This is a genomic window from Shinella sp. 838, assembly GCF_029623935.1.
Taxonomy (GTDB): Bacteria; Pseudomonadota; Alphaproteobacteria; order Rhizobiales; family Rhizobiaceae; genus Shinella.
Map to the genome: position 1 here is coordinate 1,214,303 of NZ_JARSBQ010000001.1, position 20,547 is coordinate 1,234,849.

The following is a 20,547-nucleotide window of genomic DNA, read 5'->3' on the forward strand; positions in this document are numbered from 1 at the left end:
GTCAGAGCAGGAAGTCGCCCTTGCTCAGTGCCAGCTTGCCGTCGAGGTCGAGGCGGAAATCGGCGGTCTTGTCGCCGTCGATATCCCCTTCGACGATGGTGACGGCCTTGCCCTTCGCTGTCGTCGTATGCCAGCGCAACTCGCCGGCCTCGCCCGTGAAGGCCTTGCCCCGCGCAAGAAGGGTGAAGCTGTGGCCCGCCTCAGAGCCGTTGGCGTCGATGGCCGAAAGGTCGATGCGGTCGCGGCCGGGCTCGAAATCCGCGATGCGGTCGCGTGTCGCAAGGCCGATATCGGCGGCGCTGCGGAAGACGAAGGTGTCGGCGCCAGCGCCGCCCGTCAGCCTGTCCGCGCCGGTGCCGCCGCTCAGCCAGTCGTTTCCCGCACCGCCATCGAGCCTGTCATTTCCGGCAAGGCCGACCAGCGCGTCGTTGCCGCGGCCGCCGGAAAGCGTGTTGGCGTGCGAGGATCCAACAAGGAGATCGGCATCGTTGGAGGCCGTGTCGTGCGCCGTCCCGTCGCCCGAGAGATTGCGGAGAGTGGCGGAGGCGACCTGCAGTTCCTCCAGCGCCATGCCCTTGGCTATGCCATAGGCGGCCTTCAGCCTGACGATGGCGGGGGCATATTCCTCGAAGATCGCACCGATGCCCGAAAACCCTTTGATGCGGCCGGCGGTATCGGCATCAAAGCGGCCTTCATAGGAGAGAATCTTTTCCCGGTGCGCGGCATACATGCGGCCCGCATCGAGCGCTTCCGCGGTCGTCGCCGTGCCCTCGCTGGCGAAGAGCTTGAATTGTTCGGCCTCGACATAACGCCGGTTGGCGATGCCGGCATGGCCGCTGCCATTGGAATTGTAGCGGATCTCGTACCAGGCCTCCGCCCGGTCGCCGGCCAGGATGGCGGCCTTCAGCTTCGGCCCGAGCAGGGACGGTGCGTTGTAGGCCATGCTGAAGAGTACGGCGCGCTCGGTGGAGTTGGGAATGCCGGCGAGCCACGTGTCGATCGCCCTCTCGTAGCGAGGCGAAAGCGCGGTCAGCGCCGCCTGGATTTCGGCATCGGACGAGAAGGCGAAGGTTTTCGGCACGGCTGGATCGCGCGTCGCATTCCAGTCGGCCATGACCTTATCGAGCCGGCCGTTGAGCAGCGCGGTCTCTCCCCTGGAATAGCTCTGGTCGATGACGGCCTTCAGCTTGGCCTGCAGCGCCGTGCTCCAGCTGCTGCCGGCGATTGCCTTCAGCACGGGTTCGAGATTGTAGCGCAGGTTGAAGCCGATGCCGATCGTCGGCGCCGGATCGGCTGCCGTGTCGAGATAGGCGCGCCGCGTCGAGCCCTCCAGGGCGAGCAGCAGGTCGAAACCCGTCTTCCGGTAGGCGGAGGTGGAAAGACCGGTGAATTTCAGCATTGTTGGCCCTGCTTTCGTCGCGTGCGCGCAGGCTAGCGCGGGCGAGGTAAAGGCGGCGCTCACGAAAAGGGCAAACGCTTTGCTAACGCCGCCCCCTTGCAACCCGGTCGCACCCCGCCATATTGCGGCGAAGACGAACGGAGACAGACGGCATGAGCGAGAACAGGATCAGGACACCGCAGGAGGTCGTCGACTTCTGGTGCGAGACGCTGACGGCAAAGGACTGGTGGCAATCGACGCCGGGGCTCGACGCGCATGTGCGCGAAACCTTCGTCGAGACGCATTTTGCCCTCTCGCAGGCGGTGACGGCGTCATGGCGGGCGAGCCCGGAGGCGCGGCTTGCCGCCATCATCGTTCTCGATCAGTTTCCCCGCAATATGTACCGCGCCTCGCCGTTGGCCTTCGCCACCGACTGGATCGCCCGGCGCGAAGCGCGCCTTGCGCTGGAGGTGGGCGCCGACAAGGCGGTTCCCTATGACCGGCGCCATTTCTTCTATATGCCGCTCGAGCATTCCGAAGCGCTGGCCGACCAGGACCTCTCCGTCGAACTGTTCGAGGCGCATGGCGACGAGATGTATCTCGACTATGCCGTCCGCCACCGGGACGTCATTGCTGAATATGGCCGCTTTCCGCATCGCAACGCTTTCCTCGGCCGCGTCTCCACGCGGGAGGAGGAGGCCTATCTCGCCGAGCCGGGTGCCGGATTCTAGCATCGCGGGCCGGCCGGTTTAAAATGGCCGCATTCGTGGGTAGAAGGGGCGCAATCGCATGCCTGCGCTGCGTCGTCTGTTTCCGTTCAATTGAGGATGGCCTGTTGCCGACCTTCCGCCTTCTTTCCGTCCTTTTCACCGTTCTCCTGCTCGCGGCGGTGCCCGCCCGCGCGCAGACGCCCGCCGCGCCCGCCATTGTCGATGCGACCCAGCTCGAGCAGGCGAGCAACGACCTCGATCGCGCCGCCGGTCAGCTCAATGCGATTCGCGAGCGGGTGGACCGTTTCAAGGACGACGATGCGCGGCTCGTCGAACTGAAGGTCGAGGCCGAGGCGCTGAACCGGACGATCCTTGCCATCTCCGTCGCGACGCGGCCGCGGCTGGAGGCGATCAAGGCGCGCCAGACCGAGCTGGGCGATCCGCCGGCCGAGGGGGCACCGGCCGAAGCTGCCGTCGTGGTGGAGGAGCGCAAGAAGCTTGCCGGGGAGCGCAACGAGATCAATGCGTTGACCGGGGAGGCGGAGAACCTTTCCATCGAGGCGACGAAGCTTTCCAACCGTATCACGGAAATCCGCCGGCAGCTTTTCACCGACGCGATCCTGAAGCGTACGGATGTCAACACCGCGCTCTTCACAGAGGCCACCGGTGCGCTCAGCAACGAGACGGCGACGCTCGGGCGTACGGTAACGGCCTGGCTGCAGTTCGTCTGGAAGTTCAAGCGCATGCAGCTTCTGGGCGCCGTCGGGCTCTCCCTGATGGCAGCGCTGGTGTTGCTGTCCGGCGGCTACCGGCTGTTCTCACCCTTCATCACGCGCGCCGTACAGCAGCAGAAGCCGCACTATATCACCCGGCTTTCCGTCGCCTTCTGGTCGACGATCCTGCCGAGCATCGCCGTCGGCGCCTTTGCCGGTACCAGCTACTTCTTCCTCGACACGTTCAACGTGCTGCGCTCCGACATCGCGCCGATCGCGTCGGTGGCGCTTGGGGTCATGGTGGCGATCTTCTTCGTGGCGCAGCTTGCCAATGCGGTCCTGTCGCCCGGCGACGGCCACTGGCGACTGGTGCGGGTCTCCGATCGTGGCGCGCAGCTTCTGTGGCTGCTGATCTTCAGCATGGCCCTCGTCAACGGCGCCGACTATTTCCTCGGCACGATCAGTGAAACACTGGGCTCTCCGGTCGTGCTAACGGTGGTGAAGAGCTTCTTCGCCTCGATCGTCATCGGTGCGTTGCTCGTCGTCACTGCCTTCATCAAGCCGGTGCTGCATCAGGGGGAAACGCCCGATTCGCAGGGGCGCCCCTGGCCGCGATCGATCTTCATCCTCCTGATGCTGACCGGTCTCGGGCTCATCTTCGCCTCGTTGTTCGGCTATGTCGGCATGGCGCGCTTCATCGCCACGCAGATCGTCGTCACCGGCGCGATCATCGTAACCATGTATATCGGCTTCCTTTCCGGCCGCGCCGTTTCCGCGCCCAACGCCTTTGCCGAAACGGCGGTGGGCAAGCGGCTGGAAGCGCGCTTCGGCCTCGGGCAGGTGTCGCTCGACCAGGTGGGGCTTGCCGCGGGCCTGAGCATCTATCTGCTGATTTTCGTCTTCTTCGTGCCGCTGGTTCTCCTGCAATGGGGCTTCCAGATCGCCGACATCGAATCCTGGGCCTACCGCATCTTCACGGAGATTCGTATCGGCAGCATCACGATCTCGCTGATCGGCATCCTTGCGGGCATCCTGCTCTTCGTCGCCGGCCTCGTCATCACGCGCTGGTTCCAGAAATGGGTGGACGGCAACGTCCTGGCGCGCAGTCAGGTCGATGCGGGCGTGCGCAACTCCGTACGCACCGCCGTCGGCTATGCCGGCGTGGCGCTGGCCGGCCTTGTCGGCATATCGGCGGCAGGTATCAACCTGTCCAGCCTCGCGCTCGTCGCCGGTGCCCTCTCGCTCGGTATCGGTTTCGGCCTGCAGAACATCGTCTCGAACTTCGTTTCGGGCCTCATTTTGCTGGCGGAACGCCCGTTCAAGGTGGGCGACTGGGTGGTGGCAGGCACGACCGAGGGCTTCGTGCGCCGCATTTCCGTACGTGCCACCGAGATCGAGACCTTCCAGCGCCAGACGGTGATCGTGCCAAATTCGGTGCTGATCAACGGGCAGGTCGGCAACTGGACGCATCGCAACAAGCTCGGCCGTGTCGATCTGATGATCAGCGTGCATGGCAGCAACGACCCGCGCAGGGTGCAGGAAATCCTCGTCGAGGTCGTGCGTGCACAGCAGGGGCTTTTGCGCAATCCGGAGCCGATGGTGGTCTTCCAGGCCTTTTCGTCTTCGACGCTGGATTTCGAGGTCCGTGCCTTCCTTGCGGATATCCTCAATGGCACGGGCGTGAAATCCGATCTGCGCGCCGCCGTGCTCGAACGGTTCCGGACCGAGGGCGTCGCCATCGGCGCGCCGGCGTCGGCGGAGGTGCCGATCAAGATCTCGCCGGAAGGGGCCGATCTCATCACCACGCTGCTCGATCAGGCCACGCAGAAGATGCGCCCGCAGGTGGCGGGCCGGCGCGGCAAGACCGCGGACGAGGTGCCCGAAACCTGATCGGAGCGCCTGATTTGCGGCACATGAACGCCGCATTCACGCTGCATTCAGCCGTTTCCCCATAAAACACATGCAAATCCCGACGAGGAGCGATAGTGTTCCTCCAGGGCTTGTGAAACAGGGGCGGCGCTGCGGCGCCGGGCAATGATGAAGCGAATGATCATGATGCTGCTGGTATCGGCTGCGATGTCCGCTCCGGCCATGGCTGCCTCGGTGACCAACAAGGACGGTGACACCCAGGTGCTCGTCATCGTTGAGGGCGGCAGCCGTATGGAGGTCGCGCTCGAGCCCGGAGCGACGGAAACGATCTGCCCGACCGGCTGTTTCGTCACCCTGCCGAACGGCGACCGTATCGCGCTGAACGGCGGCGAGAATGTCGAGATCCAGGGCGGCTCGGCCTCGGTCAAGTAAGCTTCCGGATGGGTCTTTGCTGCGGCGCGGAAGATGAACCGCGCCGCTTTGCTTTAGGGCGACGGGTTTTGCGCGGTGAGGCGGAGAATCGCTTCCCGCTTTTTGATGCCCTCTAAATTTAACGCTTTCGCAAAGGGTTGCCGCTAGGTCTTAACCTGGGGAACATTCATACCACGAAGGCATATCATGGCATTTATCGGCATTTCCGGGATGCAGTATTCCGGCGCGTCTCTCTCGCATCACCGTATTCTTGTTGCCGAGGACTCGAATGTCTTCACATCCATGATCTCAAAGCGCCTGAAGGAACTTTTCGACATCGATGTCGAGATATGCCGCAGCTTCGAGGAGCTGGAGCTTGCCTATGACAAGTCCAGTGACAAGATCACGCTCGCGATCTCGAACATCAACCTGCCGGGCGCCGAGAACGGCGAGGCGTTGAACTATCTCGTCGATCTCAGCATTCCGACGATTGTCTTCACCGGCACGTTTCAGCAGAAGACGCGCGACCAGCTGCTCTCCAAGGAAATCGTCGATTATATCCTGAAGGACAACATCTTCGCCGTCGATATGCTGGCCGAATCGGTCTGCCGCTTCCTGACCAATCACAATCACCACGTCCTGATCGTCGATGACAGCGCGACGGCCCGGGCGCTGCTGACGACGCGCCTCAAGCGCTACAATTTCCGCGTCAGCACGGCGGAGAACGGCTCGGCTGCGCTTGCGCTGCTGAAAGCCAATCCCGATATCGGCCTGATGATCACCGACTACAACATGCCCGACATCGACGGTTTCGAGCTGACGCGGCGCATTCGCGGTACGATCGGATCGCACAAGCTGCGCATCATCGGCGTGTCGTCCTCGACCGATCGCCTGCTTTCCGCGCGCTTCCTGAAGGCCGGCGGGAACGACTTCATCATGCGTCCGTTCATCGATGAGGAATTCTACTGCCGCGTTAATCAGAATCTGGACACACTGACCCAGATCAAGACGGCTCAGCAGCGCCTTACGGCCTGATTTTCCTGACATTTCCGTGATCCACCCGGATATGTCCCTTACGTAGCGTAAGATATTTCTTTCCGGATTAACCAGTTGGTAAAACCGGTGGTTTGTAATGCGTTTCAGACCGGAACATCATCAGGGTACTGGACGACGTGGGAGTGGATCCAAATCCGCAGCGAGGGCCTGCATTTCTGCGCCATTCTGGCCAGCAGGTGCTGCTTGTGGAAGACTCGCGCATGTTCTCCACCGCGCTCAGGTACAGGCTTGAGCGGGAGCTTGGGCTTGCCGTCACCCATTGCTCCAGCATGGCTGCCGTCCGGGCGATCTTCCAAGGCGATGCGCCGGAATTCGTGCTGGCCGTGCTCGACCTCAATCTTCCCGATGCGCCGAACTGCGAAGCGCTCGACTATGTGATCTCGAAGGGGATCGCGCCGCTGGTCTTCACGGGTTCCTTCAGCGATGCGACCCGCGATCATATCCTCGCCAAGAACGTGCTCGACTATGTCGTCAAGGACAATCCGGCGGCGATCCAGCAGCTGGTGCTGGCCGTCGACCGCATCCTGACGAGCGGCAAGACGCAGGTGCTCGTCGTCGATTCCGATCCGGAAAGCCTGCAGCGGCAGGTGAGCCTGATCGCCAAGCAGCGCTTCCAGATCATTGCGGTCGAAAGCGGTGCGGCGGCGCTCGATGCGCTCGATTCGCACGGCGGCATCGACATGGTGGTCTGTGATCTCGCGCTCTCCGACATGAACGGTTTCGATCTCCTGGGCGAGATCCGCCAACGCCACGGCGACGATGCCGTGCGGGTCGTCGGCCTTTCGACCTCCGAGGACCGCATGGTCGCCGCCCGCTTCCTGCGTGCCGGCGGCGATGAATACATCCAGAAACCCTTTCTTGTCGAAGAGTTCAACAGCCGGATCTTCCACGTCGCCGCGATCCAGAAGCGCGTGCAGTCGCTGCACCGTATCGCGGCGCGGGACTATCTCACCGACATCTACAACCGGCGTTACTTCTTCGAGGCGGGGCCACGGCTCGTCGACCAGGCGTTGCGCCGGGGCGAGCCCATGTCGATCGCCATCCTCGACATCGACCATTTCAAGCGCCTCAACGACACCTATGGCCACGAGGTCGGCGATATCGTGCTGAAGGCCATCTCGCGCCGGCTCAAGCACAGGGTCGGCGATCGCCATCTTCTGGCGCGACTCGGGGGCGAGGAGTTCGGCATCATCTTCAACGGCTTGCCGCTGGAGGAAGCGCTGGATTACTGCGAGCGGCTTCGCCAGGAACTGGCGGCCCAGCCGATCAACGCGGACGGCGAACCCCTGACGATCACCGTTTCCGCCGGCCTTGCGGCGATTTCCGGCCGGGAGACCTTCGACAACTACCTGAACGCTGCCGACCAGTTCCTCTACATGGCCAAGCATGCCGGCCGGAACCGGGTCTTCTCAGAGCTGTCGCTGATGAGCGCCTTGGCAAGCTGAGCCCCGCCGAGGCGGGGCCTGAGCCAGCATTTTTCGGTTCAGCGGGCGATGGCCGAAAGCGTCAGCTTGCGCTCGGCACGTTCCTGCTGGGGCGAGCGGTTGTAGAGTTCGCGATAACACTTGGAGAAGTGTGAGGCGGAAACGAAGCCGCAGGCGACCGCGACCTCCACCACCGGCATCGAGGACTGCACCAGCAGGTGGCGCGCGCGGTCGAGTCGGATTTCGAGATAGTAACGGGCGGGCGAACGGCCCATCTCCTGGCGGAACAGGCGCTCGATCTGGCGGCGCGAGAGATCGGCGCTGTCGGCGATCTCCAGCAGGGACAGCGGCTCGGAGAGATTGCTTTCCATCAGTTCGATGATCGACAGAACCTTGGCGTTCTGTACGCCGAGGCGGGCGCGCAGCGGCAGGCGCTGGCGGTCGTGCGGCCCGCGCACGCGGTCGGTCAGCGCCTGTTCGCAGACGCGGTTGACGAGGTTCTCGCCAAAATCCTGGTCGATGAGGTTCAGCATCATGTCGAGCGAAGCAGTGCCGCCCGCGCAGGTATAGATGTTGCCGTCGATCTCGTAGAGGTCGGCGTAGACATCGACCTGCGGAAAGGCCTCGGCAAAGCCCGGCAGGTTTTCCCAGTGGATGGCGCAGCGCTTGCCCGAGAGGAGGCCGGCCTGGGCGAGAACATGGGCGCCGGTGCACAGCGAACCGACGGCGATGCCGCGGTTGTAGACCTCACGCAGCCACGCATTGACCGATTTGTTGGAGAAATCCTCCACATAGATGCCGGAACAGACCAGCACCATGGAGGGGCGGCTCTCGCCGCCGAGGTGCTTGCGCTCGTCGGTGAGCGAGGAATTCACCTCGATGCCGATGCCGCTGGAGGACAGAACCTGTTGGCCGTCCGTCGAGGCGAGGCGCCAGGTATAGGCCTCGTAGCCGAGCATGCGGTTGGCGATGCGCAGGGTCTCGATCGCCGCTGAGAAGGGCAGCATGGAGAAGTTGGGCACCAGGAAGAAAACGAGAGAGCGCTTCTTGACGTTTTGCTTGTTCATCGGAGTGTCCATGCTGGGGGCGCGATGTCGCAATCGTCGCAGGCAGGCCGGCAGGTGCGCTAGTATTTTTGCGACACCGAAAGGGATGGTTACGACTGAGGCACGCTGCGTATCGCTGAAATGCCAGCGTCTTCCGGCGGAATTGTGTCTTTGCCTCCGCACTTGCACATTTGCGACCCTGTCGCCGGCATCGTCCGATTGCGACAGCATGCGCCGACGCAAGAAGGCCGCGCCGTTCCGTTTGACAAGTGTCCCCGCCACGCGACATAGGGGAGTGAACTCTTGCAAGGTGAAATCGATGCTGCCAGATGGATATTCGGACGTGCCGGCTGGAAAGCTCGCTGCCGTGGTGACCTGTCTTGAAATGCGGGCACCGCCACCCGGACGCGCCGATCCCGAACAGGCTGGAATCGTGCTCCAGCACATCGCCCGGCCGGAGATCGCCTGGTATCGCGACCTCTATGGCCGCATCGGTGCCGAATGGCTCTGGGCCTCGCGCCTCGCCATGGCGGAGGCCGATCTCAAGGCAATTCTCCATCATTCCGACGTCGAGGTTTATGCCGTGATGAAGGACGGGCAGGGCGAGGGGCTGCTGGAACTGGATTTTCGCGAGGAGGGTGTCTGCGAACTTGCCTTCTTCGGCCTGACGCCGGCGACGATCGGCAACGGAACGGGGCGCTGGCTGATGAACCGGGCGATCGCACGTGCCTGGTCGCGGGACGGGCATCCGCCGATCCGCCGCTTCTGGGTGCATACCTGCACGCTCGACGCGCCGCAGGCTCTGTCCTTCTACATTCGCTCGGGATTCACGCCGGTCAAGCGCCAGGTGGAGGTCTTCGACGATCCGCGAGTGACGGGCGTCCTGCCGGAAACGGCGGCGCCGGCGGTGCCGATCCTGCGGCCCTGAGGCGCGGCATGCTATAAAAGAAAACCGCCGGAGGGACGTTTGACGGTCAGCTCCGGCGGTCTTCGGCGTCGTCTTTCTTCGGCGGATTGCCGCTACAGTCATCCGTCATCGTGTCGTCTTGTCCCACGAACGGAAGCCGATATCCTTGCGCTGGTCGAAGGACAGGCCTTCCAGCTCCCGCTCGGTGCGATACCGCCGCCAGGCGGATACGATCCGTTCGAAGGCATCCCGGAGGGGATGAGACAGGTTGCCGGTGTGACGGGTGCCAGACGCACGCCGTACCGGACGATGTTCCAATGCTATTGCCATTTCAGGGTCCTTTCGAGCTTGGGAGGTTTCGAAAGGTCGCGACCTTGATCGTGACTATGTCGCAACCTTATGCATCAATCAAACGAATATATTTGATTGGATTTATCAGTGTTCTTCATGATTGATGGCGGCCGGCCAGTTGATGTCGTCCTTGAGGTAGGATGGCAGCTGTGCCAGTTCTTCGGCTGTGTGGCGGGCGGCATTGCGCCGGCGGCGGGCTTCTATCGCGTCGCCCACGAAGCGCCGTATTGCGTAGTAAAATCCGTTTCCACGAACCGCAACGGCGAGATCGGCGCCGCTTGCGTACGATTTCTGCGTATCCATGGCGTTTTTCCTTCCACTCGGTGGCTTGTGAGGTTGACTATCCGCCCATCTCGGTTTTCAATCAAACGAAATGAAGTGACAGTTTGCTTCAGATTTTCTGATCCATGGAGGTAGGCATGAACCTGCTGATGCGCCAGACGCTCCCCTTGCTGGAACTCGACATCCTCAGAACCTTCGTGGCGATCGCCGAGACCGGCAATTTCACCACGGCCGCCGAAACGGTGCACCGCACGCCCTCTGCCGTTTCCATGCAGATCAAGAAGCTGGAGGAACTGCTCGGCTGCACGCTGTTCCGCCGCGATGCGCGTTCCGTGGTGCTGACGCATCATGGTGAAGTGCTGCTGTCCTATGCGCGCCGGCTGATCGCCCTCAGCAACGAGGCGGTGTCACGCTTCATGATGCCGGAAATGAACGGCGTGGTGCGGCTCGGTGCGCCTGACGATGTCGGCGAGCTCATCCTGCCGGAAGTGCTCCGCCGCTTTGCCGAGACCTATCCGTCGATCGCCGTCAATGTATCGATCGAGACGAGCGGCAATCTGCGCCGCGCCGTCGCCGAACGCCGGCTCGACCTTGCCATCTTCAATGCCACGGACGGCACCATTCCCGTTCCCGGTGAAATCCTGCTCAAGGAGCAGCTCGTCTGGGCCGGCAAGAATTGCGGCAATGCGCATCTGAAGAACCCTCTGCCGGTATCGGTCTGGGAAGAAGGCTGCATCTGGCGGGCGCGGGCGCTCGAGGAGCTGAGCCGGTCGGGTCGTGATTTCCGCGTCGCCTATTTCTGCGCCCATCACATGGGCCAGCGCGCCGCCATCCGGGCGGACCTTGCAGTTGCGCCACTCGCGCGCTTCCTGGTGGGGGACGACATGGTGGCGCTCGGCGAGAAGGACGGCCTGCCGGATCTCGGTCATTACCTGATCGGCCTCGTCGTCAACGAGGAGGCGGAAACGCCGGCGCTCGCCGTCGCGGAATATATCCGCGCCGCCTTCGCCCGCATGGAGCGCCGGCCGATGGATATGCTGCAGGTCGCCTGCTGAACCACGGCGGGCCGGCGGTGCCCGGCCTCCCGGCCGCCTACTCGTAGGTATAGGACGCGCACATCTGCGCGTCGCTTTCCGGCATGTCCTGTGTTGCGAAGACGGCGACGGTCGTCGTGTCGGCATCGCCCCAGGACGCGACATAGGTGACGGGCTCGCCGCACAGCCGGTTGCCGTTGTTGAGGACCGGATCCGATGCCTCCTTGAGGCTGTAGACCGACGCTGCCACCGTCTCGCCGCCCACCACGAACGTATCGTCGACAAGTTCGTCGAAGGTGATCTGCTTGCCGTTCTCGAAGGTGATTCCGAAATCGTCGAACTCGATATCCCCGGTAATGGCCATCGCCGTGTTGCTGATCGCCGCATAGGTATCGGCAAGGGCAGGCGAGGCGATGCCGAGGCAAAGGGCAAGGGCGAGAAGGCGGGCGCGGTTCATCGGAACACTTTCTGTCAGTAGCGGCGGCAGCTCAGCGTATGGCTGCTTTCGGAAGAGGAGAAATCGAGCGTGTCCGCGGTGATCGCGGACAGGTAGATGTAGACCTCGTCGGAGAGGAACAGCGTGTAGGAGCCGTCCGACCCCTCCTGCACCTCCTGGACGTCGTAGGTGTCGTCGCCGATGCTGTAGGCCGTGGCGGTGAAGACGAAGGGCGCGCCGTCGCATTCCCATTCGCCGGTGAAAGGGTAGTCCTCCTGGGCGCGCGCCGGCAGGCTGCTGGCGACAAGAAGAAGGCTGGCGGCGATGAGGCGGGCAAGCGTCATGGACGAGGCTTTCACACGCTGGGGATTGCGGGAGGTTACGCGGTCGATATGGCAATCAACGGGCGAGACTGTCGCCCTATTCTCGGATCATGCCGATGAACCGCCGAAAACAAAACGGATTCTTTGCGGGGTGGTTTATGGGGGGCTGCAGGCGGACTATTTTGCCCCGAGGGCGCGCCGTGCCTCCTACTCCCGGCTGCGCCGCCGCCGTCGTCCGCCACCTTCGCCGCCGCCATCGTCGGCCAGCACCTTGCGCTCCGGCAGGGTGACGACCTTGGCGAGTTCCGGGAAGGGATCCACCTTGTTCGGCAGCGCCATGGCGTTGACGAAAAGCTGCTGGAAGTTGGGCTCCAGCGCCGTCTCGATCTTCTCGATATGGGCGACCGTCCTTTCGATCTCGCGGCGGTGGTCGCGGTTGAGAAGCGCCATGAGCGCGCCCGTGCCGGCGGCGTTGCCGACGGCCTTCACCTCGGCAAGGTCGCAATCCGGGATGAGGCCGAGCACCATGGCGTATTTCGGATCGATGAAGGAACCGAAGGCGCCGGCAAAGCGGATCGTGTCGACATGCTCGATGCCAAGCTTTTCCATCAGGAGCTTGATGCCGGCATAGAGCGCCGACTTGGCGAGCTGGATGGCGCGGATGTCGTTCTGCGTCACCGTGATGCGCGGCTCGCCGTCATGCAGCAGGTAGGAGAAGGTGCGCCCGTTCTGCAGGATGCGCGGGCTTTTTTCCGCCATGGAGCCATCGACCACGCCGTCCTCGGAGATGACGCCGGCGAGGTACATCTCCGCGACGACCTCGATGATCGCCGAGCCGCAGATGCCGGTGACGCCGACGCTCTTGGCGGCTTCGGCAAACCCCTCTTCGTCCGACCACTTGTCGACGCCGATGACGCGGAAGCGCGGCTCCAGGGTCGCGGGATCGATGCGCACGCGCTCGATCGCGCCTGGTGCAGCGCGCTGGCCGGAGGAGATTTCCGCGCCTTCGAAGGCAGGCCCGGTGGGCGAGGATGCGGCGACGACACGGTCCTTGTTGCCGAGCACGATTTCCGCATTGGTGCCGACATCGACGAGCAGCATCATGCGATCCTGCCGGTAGGGGCCTTCGGAAAGTGTCGCGCCCGCCGCATCCGCGCCGACATGGCCGGCGATGCAGGGCAGCGTGTAGAGCCGCGCACCGCGGTTCACGTCGATGTCGAGTTCGTGCGCCCAGTATTGCAATGCGCCCGACACGGCGAGCGCGAAGGGCGCCTGGCCGAGCTCTGTCGGATCGATGCCGAGGAAGAGGTGGTGCATGATCGGGTTTGCCACGAACACCATGTCGAGGATGTCGTGCCGGTCGACCTCGCCTTCGCCGCAGACCTTGCCGATCAGGCTGTTGACGGCCTCGCGCACGGCCTTGGTCATGGCTTCCCGGCCGTCCGGGTTCATCATGACGTAGGAGACGCGGCTCATCAGGTCTTCGCCGAAGCGGATCTGCGGGTTGGACGTGCCGGAAGAGGCGACGATGCGGCCCGACAGCAGCGACACGAGATGCATGGCGATGGTCGTCGAGCCGATGTCGCAGGCGATGCCATAGGCCTCGTTCTTCAGGCCGGGATAAAGGGCGACGATGAAGGGGCGCGAGGAATCCATGTCGCGGTGGATGGCGGCGGTGACGCCCCAGTTGCCCTTGCGCAGGATCGACTGCACCTGCGGGATGAGATGGGGGGCGATCAGGAGATCCTTCCAGCCCCAGTCCTTTTCCAGCATTACCTTCAGGCGGTCGAGATCGCCGAGCGGCTTGTGCATGTCTGGCTCGTCCACCTCGACATAGCAGAGCTGGACCGCGGCGTTGCGCTCGATCACACGGTCGGTCGCGGCCTTGCGCACGACCTGTGCGTTGATCACGGTGTCCTGCGGCACATCGACGACGAGATCGCCGAGGATGAGGGCGGAACAGGAGAGGCGACGGCCATCCGGCAGGCCACGGATCTTTTCGTAGCGCTCTTCCTTCGGGCCCTTTTCCGAGATGTGGTCGAGGGAGGAGACGATCTTGTGTTTTGCGAAATTGCCTTCCTGCACCTCGATCTGACAGCGCCCGCAGGTGGCACGGCCGCCACAGACGCTTTCGACATAGACGCCGAGTTTGCGCGCGGCTTCCAGAACGGGCGTGCCCACCGGGAAGCGGCCACGCTTGCCCGAGGGCATGAAGAGGACGAGCGGCTCCTTCACCGAGGCTTCGGTCATGTTGATCTCGTTCTCACCTTCGATGCGCATCGGTCGTACTCTCTTTTCGGCGTGAAACGACGCATCTCAGCCCTTTCTGGCCGAGAGACGCCGCACATTGCGGCGCACGCGCTTGCCGTAGGGCTTCAGCGCGGCTTCCGAGACGGCGCGGGCCGCAGCTTCGGGCGATGCCGCCGTCATCATGGCCTTTGCAACAGCAAAATTGGCCGCCACGACGCTTTCCGCCGTGGCAGCCATCTTTTCGGTGACCATCCGGGTCATCTCGGCCGTGTTCTGGGTCGAGCCCGTCATCGCCGCCATCCCCATCTCGTGGCAGCGCATGGCGATTACGAGAGGCGCCTCCAGCCAGAGGCTGAAGGCGTCGCGACGGAGCTGTCGCCCGCCGGCCACGTTATTCCCGGGCCGCGCCGGCGCCGGCGCGGGCTGCACGGCCGCCACGGCGGCCGCCACCGGCTGCCGGAGCTGCGGACGCGGCGGCAACGGCGCCGCCTTCGGCAGGCTTGTGGTCGCGGTAGGTCATGATCCAGTTGGTGCAGTTGGCGTCGGTGCCGTTCAGCACGTTGGCGGCGCGCACGGCTTCCATTTCCTGCGGGCGGCAGGGGTTCATGATGGCGGACGTCATGCCGGCGCCGATGACCATGGGGATGAAGCCGGCATTGATGCCGTGGCGGTGCGGCAGGCCGAAGGAGATGTTGGAAAGGCCGCAGGTCGTGTTGACCTTCAGTTCGTTGCGCAGGCGATAGAGCAGCTGGAAGACCTGGCGGCCGGCATCGCCGAGCGCGCCGATCGGCATGACGAGCGGGTCGACGACGATGTCATGCGGCTTGATGCCATGGTCCATGGCGCGCTCGACGATCTTCTTGGCAACGGCGAAGCGCACGTCCGGGTCCATCGAGATGCCGGTCTCGTCGTTCGAGATGGCGACGACCGGAACGTCGTACTTCTTGACGAGCGGCAGGATGGCTTCGAGCTTCTCTTCCTCGCCGGTGACGGAATTGACCAGCGGGCGGCCCTTGGCGACCTTCAGGCCGGCCTCGATGGCGGCGGTCACAGAGCTGTCGATGGCGAGCGGAATGTCGACGAGGCCCTGGACGATTTCCAGCGTCTGCACCAAAAGGCCCGGCTCCGTCTCGTTCGGGTTGACCGAGGTTACACCTGCATTGATGTCGAGCATGGTGGCGCCGGCGGCGACCTGTTCCAGCGCGTCCTTGATCACGGTCTCGAAGTTGCCGGCCTGCATTTCCGCGGCCAGCTTCTTGCGGCCGGTCGGATTGATGCGTTCGCCGATGACGCAGAAGGGCTGGTCGAAACCGATGATGATTTCGCGGGTGGCCGAGGCGACGATGGTGCGTGTCATATAGGGTCCTCTGGGGCGGGGCGCCAAGTTTGATCTAGCGCGCGATTTCCGGTGTTACAAGCGGCATGCCGGCGGTGGCCGGCATGGGGATCAATGGGGGTGATGGGCAGCGATCTCCGCCATCTGCTGCTGGTTCTGCTCGACGCCCTCGCGGGTTCTTTCGATGCGTTCGGCAACGAGCTGGTCGACCGGGTTCGGTTCCCGCTTCCAGGGGCGCCGGCCTTTCAGCACGCCGGAATCATGCACGATCTCTGCGACATATTCTTCCTGTCGGTACGCCATGACGTGAATGCCGGAAACGCCCTCGATCTCCTTCACCTCGTTGATGATGTCGATGCAGAGCTGCTTGCCTTCCTTCTTTTGGTCCTGGGCGCCCTCGAGCCGCGCGATGACGGAATCGGGAATGTGAATGCCGGGCACGTTGGAGCGGATCCACTTCGCCGTCTTGGCCGAGGCCATCGGGCCGACGCCGACGAGGATGTAGCACTTCTCGTGCAGGCCGAGGTCGCGCACCTTCTTCATGTATTCGCGGAACATCGGTACGTCGAAGCAGTACTGGCTCTGTACGAACTGTGCGCCAGCCTCGATTTTCTTCCCGAGGCGATAGGGGCGGAAGTCGTAGGGCGGGGCGAAAGGGTTGATCGCCGCGCCCAGAAAAACCTTCGGCGGCGAGGTCAGCTTGCGGCCGGAGAGGAACTTCGAATTGTCGCGCATGATGCGCACGGTTTCGAGCAGCGACATGCAGTCGAGGTCGAAGACCGGCTTTGCGCCCGGCTGGTCGCCGGCCTGTACGCCGTCGCCGGTGAGGCACATGATGTTGGTGACGCCCATGGCCGCGCCGCCGAGCACGTCGCCCTGGATGGCGATGCGGTTCTTGTCGCGGCAGGCGATCTGCATGATCGGCGCATAACCCATGCGGGTCAGGAGCGCGCAGATGCCCACGGAGGACATGTGGCAGTTGGCGCCGGACGCATCGACCGCGTTGATGCCGTCCACCCAGCCGTCGAAGATCGCGGCGCGCTCGTAGACGTCTTCCGGGTTGGCGCTGTCGGGCGGGTTGAGTTCCGTCGTGACGGCGAATTCGCCGCGGCGCAGCACGCGCTCCAGCCGGCCGAGCGAGGAATGACCGGGCAGGGGATCGAGCGGCAGGTGGGGGCCGAGCGGGTTTTCGTCGATATGCGCCATGGATCAGGCGTCCTTTCCGGCAGCGGCGGCAGCTTCCTTGGCCGCGGCGGCTTCGGCCGTCACGCGCAGCCAGGAGGAGGTTTCGCGCAGCGACTGGTTCACCGGCTTCTGCACGTTCATGATGGCATCTCCCTTGGCCATGTTCTGGGAGCCCTTCCAGGCCTGGACCCAGACGCAGGGCATGTCCGGTTCCACTTCGCAATTGCCGTTGGCGCGCACGCCGCCGCAGGGGCCGTTGCGAAGCTGCTTGGGACAGTTCATCGGGCAGGACATGCCCGTGGACGACAGTGCGCACTGGCCGCACATGCGACAGTCGAAGAGAAAGCCCTTCACATGCTTTTCGACAAAGGTGATCGGCCGTTCGACGCGCTGGTAGCCGAACAGCTTCCAGACGGGATGGAGGAGCAGGAAAACCTCGGCGAAGCGGTGGTAGAACCACTCGAAGAAGCGGGAGTTGCGCACGGCCCACAGGCGGATCGTGTATTTGCGGCGGGCCCGGCGGCTCGGCGAGACGCCGGCCGGCGTGAAGGCGCCGGTGGCGGCCTTCTTGGCGGGTGCGGCATTGCCCGGTTTCTGGATGGCGTCAGCCATTGTCGCGGCCTCCGGCCTTGACGAGGGCGACGAGCCGTTCACGGTCATAGGCGGCTTCCAGCTCGGCCGCGGCCTTGTCGGCTTCCGTCTCCAGATCGTCGGAGACGGGGATGGGGTCGGCCTTGCGCCATTCGGCGAGATAGTCGTCCGTCTCGGCGGCGCCCGTGCGCATGGCGCACATGTCGATCGCCTCGGTGAAGCGCAGCGACAGTTCCCGCTTGGCGCTCGTGCGGCCCTTCTTGATGATGACCTGGGCGGGGATGTCGCGCCAGTAGACGATGATGCGGTCTGCCATGTCGAAAATTCTCCCAGAGCGTTTGCGTGTTTCTTCGGATCGCGAAAACGCTCTTCCTCCTATTGCGCAAATCCGGACGGAAAACCGTGGCACACTTTTCCTGGAATTGCTCTAGCGCTGACAATGCGGTTTGGCCGCGTCGCGGGCTTCACTCGCCACGACTGCCCCATGTTCAAAAACGACGTGGGATTCGACTATACAGAAGGAATTACCAGATGCCGCGGGTCACGCCGTTCAAGAGCCATGTCCAGATCGGCGGATGATACCATTGCCGCGAGGGCGCCGCTATTTTCAAGGGCTTGAGATTGCCGGTCACCGCATCGCGCATCGCCTTGACGATGATGCCCGTCGAGGCCGCCGTCTGGAGCAGCGGATAGGTGTGCATCGTGTCGCGTTTGGAGGGGGTGACGCGCTGCTGGTAGAGCACGTCGCCTGTATCGACGCCGGGATCGACGAGGTGCACGGTGCCGCCGAAATTTGCCTCGTCGCGCTCGATGCGTGACCAGTAGCCACCTTGCAGGCCGCGATATCGCGGATTGATGCCGGCGTGGAAATTGAGGACGGGGCAGGCGATCGCCGCGAGCGTCCCGGCCTTCATCATGCGGCAGCTGACGAGAAGCAGTGCGGCCGGCCGCACCTCTTCCAGCGCTGTCAGCAGTTCGGGGCCGTTGGCCGAGGGGATGGCGATGCGGCGGATTGTCGAGTCCGTCGAGGGGTTTGCGCCGTATTCTTCGAGGATTTCCTCAGCGCGTTTTGCGGTGAAGCGCTTGCCGTATTTGGAAACGACCATGGTGGCGAGCTGGCCGAGGGCCTGCATCCAGCCAAGCTTTTTCGCGCGCCGCCGGATGAACAGCTTTTTCGATTCGGGTTGCTCCTCGATGACGACAAGGTTCGGGAAGGTGGTCTTGACGGCGTTGACGACGATTTCCGGGTTGGGGCCGGGCTGGATCAGCATGGCCACCGTTTCCATCCGTATGTCGCGTTCCGTCATGTCCCAGGCCTCGCCAGTCTTTTGCGGCATCTTCGTCGCGATGGCTTAGGAAGCGGTAACTGCGTTGGGGATTTGCCGGGCAGGGCTAAGGATTGGTTAGCGGGCGCGTAAAAGCTCGCCCGTCAGGTCGCCGTAACCGGTGAAGCGATACTCGTAGGCAAGGCCGAGATAGTCCGCCGCCTCTTTCGCCTTCTGCTTCAAACCCTCGTCCTCGACCTGCGAGAGATAGACGAGCTTCCTGTAATTGCCGAAGTACATGTCCTTAAGCTGGGGATGGCGATCGAGACCGAGCGGTTCGATGACGAAGGCGCGGAACTGGCGGGCGAGGAAATCGGTGAGGAAGAAGGAGGTGACGTCGTCGTCCTTGGCCGCGAAGGCGGCGTTGCCGGCGAAGAAGGAATAACAGTGCGGCCCGGCGATGCGCTCGACGCCCTCGCGCTCGCAGAGCCGGTCGAGCAATCCGCCCGTGCCGCAATCCGCATAGCCGACGAAAATGCGGGAAAACCCCTCGGCCCGCGCCTCGGCGATCGCCTGCTCCACGCCGGGCGTGATCTTTTCCGGGTGGGCGTGCCAGATCGCGGGAAGACAGAGCAGGTCGATATGGGAAAGACCGTTCGCCTCGCGGATGGCAAGGACTTCACGGGCGATGGCGCCGCAGGCGATGACGCGAACTTTTTCCGCGTTGCCACGTTCCGCTTCGTCGCCGGCTGGTCTAATTTCCGAGTCGAGTGCATTCATGAGAGGATCCCGCCATGACCGCGAAAAATCTTGCCCGTCTCGGCATTGTCTTTACCGCGCTGCTGGTGCTCAGCGCCTGTGGCAACACCATCCGCGGCCTCGGCCGTGACACCGCCAACGCGGTGGATGCGACCCAGGATGCCGGTCGCCGGGTCGTGCATTCCGTCAATTGATAGATCATGGTGAAAGGGCGCCGGTGCAAGACCGGCGCCCTTCAAAAATCAGCCGGCAAGCATGTTGTGCTTGCGCTTCATGAATTCCTTGGCCGTTTCGACGGCGACGGCCGCGTCGCGGCAGTAGGCGTCGGCGCCGACGGCCTTGCCGAATTCCTCGTTCAGCGGTGCGCCGCCGACGAGAACGACGTAATCGTCGCGCAGGCCCTTTTCTTTCATCGTGTCGATGACGACTTTCATGTAGGGCATGGTGGTCGTCAGCAGCGCCGACATGCCGAGGATGTCCGGCTGCTCGCGTTCGATGGCCTCGAGGTAGTTTTCGACCGGGTTGTTGATGCCGAGGTCGATGACGTCGAAGCCGGCACCTTCCATCATCATGCCGACGAGATTCTTGCCGATGTCGTGGATGTCGCCCTTGACGGTGCCGATGACCATCTTGCCCTGCTTGGGCGCGCCGGTAGCGGCGAGCAGCGGACGCAGGATCGACATGCCGGCCTTCATCGCATTGGCCGAAAGCAGCACTTCCGGAACGAAGAGGATGCCGTCACGGAAATCGACGCCGACGATGCGCATGCCTTCGACGAGCGCCTGGGTCAGGACGTCGTAGGGGGCCCAGCCGCGCTCGAGAAGGATGTTGGTGCCTTCCTCGATTTCCTCCTTCAGGCCGTCGTAGAGGTCGTCGTGCATCTGCTGCACGAGCTCTTCGTCGGAGAGATCGGCGAGAATGATTTCGTCGTCAGACATTGTGTTTCCTCGTCTCCAGTGGCGCTGCGGCGGCAGGCTCTCACCATAAGGAATAGCGTTCCTCTTGCGCGAACCTGATTTTGAAAGCGACGTCGCATATGGCGAAAAGCGACCCGTTTCCCGCTTCTTGCATGAATAGCCGGTAAAGCCGTGAATTGACAGTGCAAACACGTCAATGCCGCTACGCTGCCCGTCGCAATCCCGCTATAGTCTCGCCCATGCCGGTATCCCGCGTGCGCCACCGCTTGGCGCATTGAGAACCGCCCCGCCCCGGCGGCTTGCT

General features: G+C 63.5%; 23 protein-coding genes. 8 read left to right on the plus strand and 15 right to left on the minus strand.

The window, feature by feature from the left end; translation table 11 throughout:
- Position 1: 1 nt before the first annotated feature.
- Complete coding sequence (locus P9A16_RS05715) at positions 2–1,399, minus strand: M10 family metallopeptidase C-terminal domain-containing protein (RefSeq protein WP_023514137.1); 1,398 nt, start codon at positions 1,397–1,399, stop codon at positions 2–4.
- Between the two features lie 152 nt (positions 1,400–1,551).
- Here P9A16_RS05715 and P9A16_RS05720 point away from each other — a divergent pair, with 152 nt between their 5' ends.
- The 5 genes from P9A16_RS05720 to P9A16_RS05740 all read left to right on the plus strand — a co-directional run bounded on the left by P9A16_RS05720 (position 1,552) and on the right by P9A16_RS05740 (position 7,582).
- Positions 1,552–2,109, plus strand: a complete 558-nt coding sequence (locus tag P9A16_RS05720) for a DUF924 family protein (protein ID WP_023514138.1) — start codon at positions 1,552–1,554, stop codon at positions 2,107–2,109.
- 104 nt (positions 2,110–2,213) lie between these two features.
- Positions 2,214–4,691, plus strand: coding sequence for a mechanosensitive ion channel family protein (locus P9A16_RS05725; protein WP_023514139.1), 2,478 nt, complete (start codon positions 2,214–2,216; stop codon positions 4,689–4,691).
- Positions 4,692–4,838: 147 nt separating this feature from the next.
- Positions 4,839–5,102 (plus strand): hypothetical protein, encoded by a 264-nt coding sequence (locus tag P9A16_RS05730; protein ID WP_037409439.1) that lies wholly within the window; start codon positions 4,839–4,841, stop codon positions 5,100–5,102.
- Positions 5,103–5,288: 186 nt separating this feature from the next.
- Positions 5,289–6,116 carry a response regulator gene (locus P9A16_RS05735; protein WP_024271529.1) on the plus strand — a complete coding sequence of 276 codons (828 nt, stop codon included), beginning with the start codon at positions 5,289–5,291 and terminating at the stop codon, positions 6,114–6,116.
- A gap of 221 nt (positions 6,117–6,337) precedes the next feature.
- On the plus strand, positions 6,338–7,582 hold the full coding sequence (locus P9A16_RS05740; protein WP_024271528.1) for a GGDEF domain-containing response regulator: 1,245 nt from the start codon (positions 6,338–6,340) through the stop codon (positions 7,580–7,582).
- A 38-nt stretch (positions 7,583–7,620) separates the two neighbouring features.
- Here the strand turns inward: P9A16_RS05740 and P9A16_RS05745 are convergent, their stop codons facing one another.
- Positions 7,621–8,628: a GlxA family transcriptional regulator gene (locus P9A16_RS05745; protein WP_023516966.1), complete on the minus strand. Its 1,008-nt coding sequence runs from the start codon at positions 8,626–8,628 to the stop codon at positions 7,621–7,623.
- A 298-nt stretch (positions 8,629–8,926) separates the two neighbouring features.
- Between P9A16_RS05745 and P9A16_RS05750 the strand changes: the two genes are divergently transcribed.
- A complete protein-coding gene (locus P9A16_RS05750) occupies positions 8,927–9,535 on the plus strand; it encodes a GNAT family N-acetyltransferase (protein ID WP_023516965.1) in 609 nt (202 codons plus the stop codon).
- A 105-nt stretch (positions 9,536–9,640) separates the two neighbouring features.
- On the opposite strand, the gene P9A16_RS05755 is transcribed toward P9A16_RS05750, so the two are convergent.
- On the minus strand, positions 9,641–9,844 hold the full coding sequence (locus P9A16_RS05755) for a hypothetical protein (protein ID WP_023516964.1): 204 nt from the start codon (positions 9,842–9,844) through the stop codon (positions 9,641–9,643).
- Positions 9,845–9,949: 105 nt separating this feature from the next.
- Complete coding sequence (locus tag P9A16_RS05760) at positions 9,950–10,168, minus strand: hypothetical protein (RefSeq protein ID WP_024271527.1); 219 nt, start codon at positions 10,166–10,168, stop codon at positions 9,950–9,952.
- Positions 10,169–10,284: 116 nt separating this feature from the next.
- Between P9A16_RS05760 and P9A16_RS05765 the strand changes: the two genes are divergently transcribed.
- Positions 10,285–11,202, plus strand: coding sequence for a LysR family transcriptional regulator (locus P9A16_RS05765; protein WP_023517077.1), 918 nt, complete (start codon positions 10,285–10,287; stop codon positions 11,200–11,202).
- A 37-nt stretch (positions 11,203–11,239) separates the two neighbouring features.
- Here P9A16_RS05765 and P9A16_RS05770 read toward each other — a convergent pair whose 3' ends face one another.
- The 10 genes from P9A16_RS05770 to P9A16_RS05815 all read right to left on the minus strand — a co-directional run bounded on the left by P9A16_RS05770 (position 11,240) and on the right by P9A16_RS05815 (position 19,347).
- The gene (locus tag P9A16_RS05770) at positions 11,240–11,638 is read right to left on the minus strand and encodes a hypothetical protein (RefSeq protein WP_023517076.1); all 399 of its coding nucleotides are present in this window, start codon (positions 11,636–11,638) and stop codon (positions 11,240–11,242) included.
- Positions 11,639–11,652: 14 nt separating this feature from the next.
- Positions 11,653–11,961, minus strand: a complete 309-nt coding sequence (locus P9A16_RS05775) for a hypothetical protein (RefSeq protein WP_023517075.1) — start codon at positions 11,959–11,961, stop codon at positions 11,653–11,655.
- A 186-nt stretch (positions 11,962–12,147) separates the two neighbouring features.
- On the minus strand, positions 12,148–14,220 hold the full coding sequence (locus P9A16_RS05780) for an ASKHA domain-containing protein (protein ID WP_023517074.1): 2,073 nt from the start codon (positions 14,218–14,220) through the stop codon (positions 12,148–12,150).
- Positions 14,221–14,256: 36 nt separating this feature from the next.
- Entirely contained in the window at positions 14,257–14,580 is a 324-nt protein-coding gene (locus P9A16_RS05785) for a hypothetical protein (protein WP_037409419.1), read from the minus strand.
- A gap of 1 nt (position 14,581) precedes the next feature.
- Positions 14,582–15,547: a methyltetrahydrofolate cobalamin methyltransferase gene (locus P9A16_RS05790; protein ID WP_050743298.1), complete on the minus strand. Its 966-nt coding sequence runs from the start codon at positions 15,545–15,547 to the stop codon at positions 14,582–14,584.
- A 90-nt stretch (positions 15,548–15,637) separates the two neighbouring features.
- Positions 15,638–16,732: a methylenetetrahydrofolate reductase gene (locus P9A16_RS05795; RefSeq protein ID WP_023514487.1), complete on the minus strand. Its 1,095-nt coding sequence runs from the start codon at positions 16,730–16,732 to the stop codon at positions 15,638–15,640.
- A gap of 3 nt (positions 16,733–16,735) precedes the next feature.
- Entirely contained in the window at positions 16,736–17,323 is a 588-nt protein-coding gene (locus P9A16_RS05800; RefSeq protein ID WP_023514486.1) for a methylenetetrahydrofolate reductase C-terminal domain-containing protein, read from the minus strand.
- Entirely contained in the window at positions 17,316–17,618 is a 303-nt protein-coding gene (locus P9A16_RS05805; protein ID WP_023514485.1) for a virulence factor, read from the minus strand. The genes P9A16_RS05800 and P9A16_RS05805 overlap by 8 nt, the downstream gene beginning before the upstream one ends.
- A 208-nt stretch (positions 17,619–17,826) precedes the next feature.
- A complete protein-coding gene (locus P9A16_RS05810; RefSeq protein ID WP_023514484.1) occupies positions 17,827–18,609 on the minus strand; it encodes a formyl transferase in 783 nt (260 codons plus the stop codon).
- A gap of 96 nt (positions 18,610–18,705) precedes the next feature.
- Positions 18,706–19,347 (minus strand): DUF1638 domain-containing protein, encoded by a 642-nt coding sequence (locus P9A16_RS05815; protein WP_023514483.1) that lies wholly within the window; start codon positions 19,345–19,347, stop codon positions 18,706–18,708.
- A gap of 14 nt (positions 19,348–19,361) precedes the next feature.
- On the opposite strand from P9A16_RS05815, the gene P9A16_RS05820 reads away from it, so the two are divergent.
- Complete coding sequence (locus P9A16_RS05820) at positions 19,362–19,520, plus strand: entericidin A/B family lipoprotein (RefSeq protein WP_023514482.1); 159 nt, start codon at positions 19,362–19,364, stop codon at positions 19,518–19,520.
- 48 nt (positions 19,521–19,568) lie between these two features.
- Here P9A16_RS05820 and P9A16_RS05825 read toward each other — a convergent pair whose 3' ends face one another.
- A complete protein-coding gene (locus P9A16_RS05825; protein WP_023514481.1) occupies positions 19,569–20,264 on the minus strand; it encodes a corrinoid protein in 696 nt (231 codons plus the stop codon).
- Positions 20,265–20,547 lie beyond the last annotated feature (283 nt).